We start from the raw sequence: 3930 nt of genomic DNA, 5'->3' as shown, positions 1-3930 counted from the left end.
CCGAGTCCCGCGCCCCGGGCCCTCGCACCCCTCGTACACCCGGTCCAAACCGTGAGGCTTCACACGTTCACCCGCCTCGCACGTCTGCGATCGCGACCGCTGGGTAGGTCTGACGAGGTCCGCATCTCGAACCTCCTGGAGGCACCCCGTGGCCACCGTCGTCCGCAAGACCGCCAAACCGTCCGCCAAATCCGCCGGCCAGCCCTCCAAACGCCGGGCGCTGTTCGCGCCCGCCGTACCGGCACAGGCGCGGGCAGTGCCCGCCTCCGCACTGATGTCCTTCGCGGCTCCCCTCACCAGCGAACCGCCCCTCGCCGACGCCGCGCCACTGACGAGTGAGCCGCCGCTCGCCGAGACGGCCCCCCTGACCAGCGAACCGACCGCGCCGGGCCCGGCCGTCGGCACGGAGCCCGCGGGAGTCTGAATGGGCCTTGCCCGCCTCGCCGAGCTGCACGGCGTCGCCACGGCGTACGCGCCCTCGCCCACGGCCGAGGTCCGCGTGCCCGACGCCACGGTGGTGGCGGTGCTCGCCGGCCTCGGTGTCGACGCCTCCACCCCCGCCGCCGTCGCGGCCGCCACCGAGGCCGCCGAGCGGGAGGCCGCCGAGCGCCTGCTGCCGCCGACGGTGGTGCGCTGGAGGGGCGAGCCCCCGCCGCCCTGGGCGGCGGGGCTGCCCGCGGGCACGCGTCTGACAGTGGAGCTCGAGGACGGCGGCGTACAGGAACTGACCGGGGCGTGGGGACCGGCCGGCGACGCCGCGACCGGGGAGCCGCCGCTCGGCGTGCACCGCCTGGCGGCCCTCGCGCCCGACGGCCGCACCGCCTCCGCGACCCTCGTCGTCGCCCCGCCGCGCGCCCCGCAACCCCGCGGACGTACGTACGGATTCCTCGTCCAGCTCTACTCCCTGCTGTCCCGCCGCTCCTGGGGCATGGGCGACCTCGGGGACCTCGCGGAACTGGCGTCCTGGGCCGGCCGCACGCACGGCGCCGGGTTCGTCCAGATCAACCCCCTGCACGCGGCGGTGCCCGGCCGGCCCACCGACCCGTCCCCATACCGCCCCTCCTCCCGCCGCTTCCCCGACCCGGTGCACCTGCGCATCGAGGACGTGCCCGAGTACGCGTACGCGTCGGGGCACGACCGGGCCCGCCTCGACGCCCTCGCCCCGCGCGCCGCCGCCCTGCGCGCCGCCGTCCTCCACGAGGGCGCGCTCATCGACCGCGACGCCGTCTGGGCGCTCAAGGGGGAGGCCCTGGAGATCCTGTGCGCCGCCGGACTCGGACCCGGCAGGCGAGCCGCGTACGACGCCTTCCGCGCCGAGCAGGGCCCGGCCCTCGACGACCACGCGACCTGGTGCGCACTCGCCGAGACCCACGGCGCCGCCCGCGCGAACTGGCCGGAGGCGCTGCGCGACCCGCGTACGCCCGAGGCCGCGGCGGCGCGCGCCGTGCTGGCGGACCGGATCGAGTTCCACCGCCGCGCCGCCTGGCTCACCGACGAGCAGCTCGGCAACGCGAGCCGCGCCGCGCGCGAGGCGGGTATGGACGTCGGCATCGTGCACGACCTCGCCGTGGGCGTGCACCCGGACGGCGCCGACACCTGGGCGCAGCGCGACGTGTTCGCCGAGGGCATCTCCGTCGGCGCGCCGCCCGACGCCTTCAACTCCCTGGGCCAGGACTGGGGGCTGCCGCCCTGGCGGCCCGACCGGCTCGCCGCCACCGGATACGCGGCGTACCGGGGGCTCCTGCGCGGCCTGCTGCGGCACGCGGGCGCGCTCCGCATCGACCATGTGATGGGCCTGTTCCGGCTCTGGTGGATTCCGGAGGGACCCGGGGGCGGCTCCGATCCCACGCACGGCACCTACGTGCGCTACGACGCCGACGCCATGCTCGCCGTCCTCGTCCTGGAGGCGCACCGCGCGGGCGCCTCGGTGGTGGGCGAGGACCTCGGCACCGTCGAGCCCGGCGTACGCGAGGAGTTGGCGCGCCGCGGCATCCTCGGCACGTCCGTCCTGTGGTTCGAACGCCACTGGGAGCGGGACGGGGCGCCGCCGCTGGAGCCCGGTGAGTGGCGCGCCGGCTGCGTGGCCACGGCCACCACCCACGACCTGCCGTCCACGGCGGCCCGGCTCACCGGCGAGCACGTGGCGCTGCGCCACCGGCTCGGGCTGCTGTCCCGCCCGCTCGCCGAGGAGCAGGCGCAGGACCGCGCCGAGGTCGCGGCCTGGCTGCGCGAACTGACCCGGCTCGGCCTCCTCGGGGACGCGGCCGGCGAGGAGGAGCAGACCGGCGAGGAGGAGCAGATCCGCGCCGTCCACCGCTTCCTGCTGGCCACGCCCGCCCGGCTGGTGGGCGTCTGGCTGCCCGACACGGTCGGCGACCGCCGCCCGCAGAACCTGCCGGGCACCTGGGACCAGTACCCCAACTGGCGGCTCCCCCTCGCGGACGCGACGGGCCGCCCGCTGACCCTGGAGGAGCTGGCCGCCTCGCCCCGGCTGGGTCGACTGATGGAGGGAGTGGAATCCGACCGCTCGGCGCGTTCGGCACCCCCGGCCGCGCGTCCCGTGTAGCCGTTCGCTACGTTTGCACTGTGGACAAGAAGAACGCTCTGCGCGCCGGCGCTGTCGCGGCCGGTACGACGCTGATGATGCTGCTGATGTCGTCCCCGGCGCTGGCCCTCACCCGGGACGACGGCGACGACCCGGGGTCCGGTCTGAGCGTGATCCAGACGGTCGGGCTCTTCGTGCTCTGCCCGCTGGCGCTGTTCGCGATCATCGCGGGCCTCGTCATGGTCCTGGACAAGTCCCGCAAGACCGGCGGGCCGACCGCCGTCGTGAAGCCCAAGAAGAAGGCCAAGGCGGGCGTCTGACGCCCCCGCCGGGGGGGCCCCCGCGCGGCGGGCCCGCTTGGTGTGTCTGCCGGTCCCGGCCGGGTGAGGCGTCTCAGACGCCCGTTCCGGTGCCGTCCGTCGCGCTCTCCGCCGTGGCGGTGTCGGCCGGGGTGTCCCGCAGGATGCGCGCGACCATGTCGAGCGCCTCGTCGACGCCGCTCGTGATGTACATCAGATCCACGAACGCGTGTCCCACCCCCGCCTCGCGCTCCGCGCGCCGCAGGACGTCCACCACGGTGTCCACGCCGGCCGGACCCTGCGGGTTCACGCGCAGGATCACATCGACGTCCCCCGGTTCGCGGCCGTGCGCCGCGGCGATCTCCCTGATCCTGCCGAGCGGCCCCGACACCGCGGCCGGGTCGAAGTCCGCCCGCCCCGGCGCGGTGGCGGGCAGCCAGCCGGCCGCCCTGCGGGCCGTCCGGTCGAGCGCGGCGGGGGAGTAGCCGCCCAGGTACACGGGCGGGTGCGGCGCGTGGGCCGGCCGCAGCCCGACATGCGTCGCGGGCAGCGTCCAGTGCCGTCCCGTGTACGCCGCGGGGCTCGGCCCCCACCACGCGTCCAGCACGTCCAGGCACTCGTCGAGACGCGCGCCGCGCTCCCGCATCGGCACGCCCGCCGCGACGTACTCCTCGGGCGACCAGCCGACCCCGAAGCCCGGCAGCAGCCGCCCGCCGCTCAGCGCGTCGATCGTGGTGAGCGACCGGGCCAGCAGAGCCGGCGCATACCAGGGCGCGTTCAGTACGTTCGTACCGATCACCGCCGTACGGGTCGCCGAGGCGGCCACGGCCATCAGCGCGAACGGGTCGAGCACGGCGTGGAAGACCTCGGGAATCCGGTCCGTCCCCCCGTACCCCACGGACGGTTCGACGGGGGCGAGCAGCCGGTCGCCGACCCAGAGGCTCGCCGCTCCGAGCTCCTCGGCGGCAGCCGCGAACCGCGCGGCCTCGGACGCCTGTTGGGCCATCGCCCCGAACTGGGGCAGCGTGAAGCCGATGCGCACAGGAAGTCTCCTCTCGACGCGCCGCGGCCCCGGTGCCGCGGCAC

At 76.4% G+C, this 3930-nt stretch carries 4 protein-coding genes; 3 read left to right on the top strand and 1 reads right to left on the bottom strand.

From position 1 onward, the window contains the following. The first annotated feature begins 148 nt into the window (after positions 1 to 148). From LCE31_RS24130 to LCE31_RS24120, 3 genes are read left to right on the top strand one after another with little or no spacing between them, the layout of a single operon-like run. Complete coding sequence (locus LCE31_RS24130) at positions 149 to 424, top strand: hypothetical protein (protein ID WP_374118540.1); 276 nt, start codon at positions 149 to 151, stop codon at positions 422 to 424. Continuing rightward, on the top strand, positions 425 to 2566 hold the full coding sequence (gene malQ / locus LCE31_RS24125; RefSeq protein WP_225017542.1) for a 4-alpha-glucanotransferase: 2142 nt from the start codon (positions 425 to 427) through the stop codon (positions 2564 to 2566). It begins immediately after the preceding gene. 20 nt (positions 2567 to 2586) lie between these two features. After that, on the top strand, positions 2587 to 2865 hold the full coding sequence (locus tag LCE31_RS24120) for a hypothetical protein (protein ID WP_225017540.1): 279 nt from the start codon (positions 2587 to 2589) through the stop codon (positions 2863 to 2865). 73 nt (positions 2866 to 2938) lie between these two features. On the opposite strand, the gene LCE31_RS24115 is transcribed toward LCE31_RS24120, so the two are convergent. Next, on the bottom strand, positions 2939 to 3930 hold a 992-nt coding region (locus LCE31_RS24115; protein ID WP_308042300.1), incomplete at its 5' end, for a TIGR03619 family F420-dependent LLM class oxidoreductase.

This window comes from Streptomyces sp. 8L (genome assembly GCF_020176795.1).
In the GTDB taxonomy this organism is placed as follows: domain Bacteria; phylum Actinomycetota; class Actinomycetes; order Streptomycetales; family Streptomycetaceae; genus Streptomyces.
Note: the sequence above shows the minus strand (reverse complement) of the source record. Positions and strands in the feature narration are given on the sequence as shown.

What these genes read in the sequence shown, in the direction of transcription:
- malQ (WP_225017542.1), top strand. Translation starts at nt 425, where the DNA reads ATGGGCCTTGCCCGCCTCGCCGAGCTGCACGGCGTCGCCACGGCGTAC.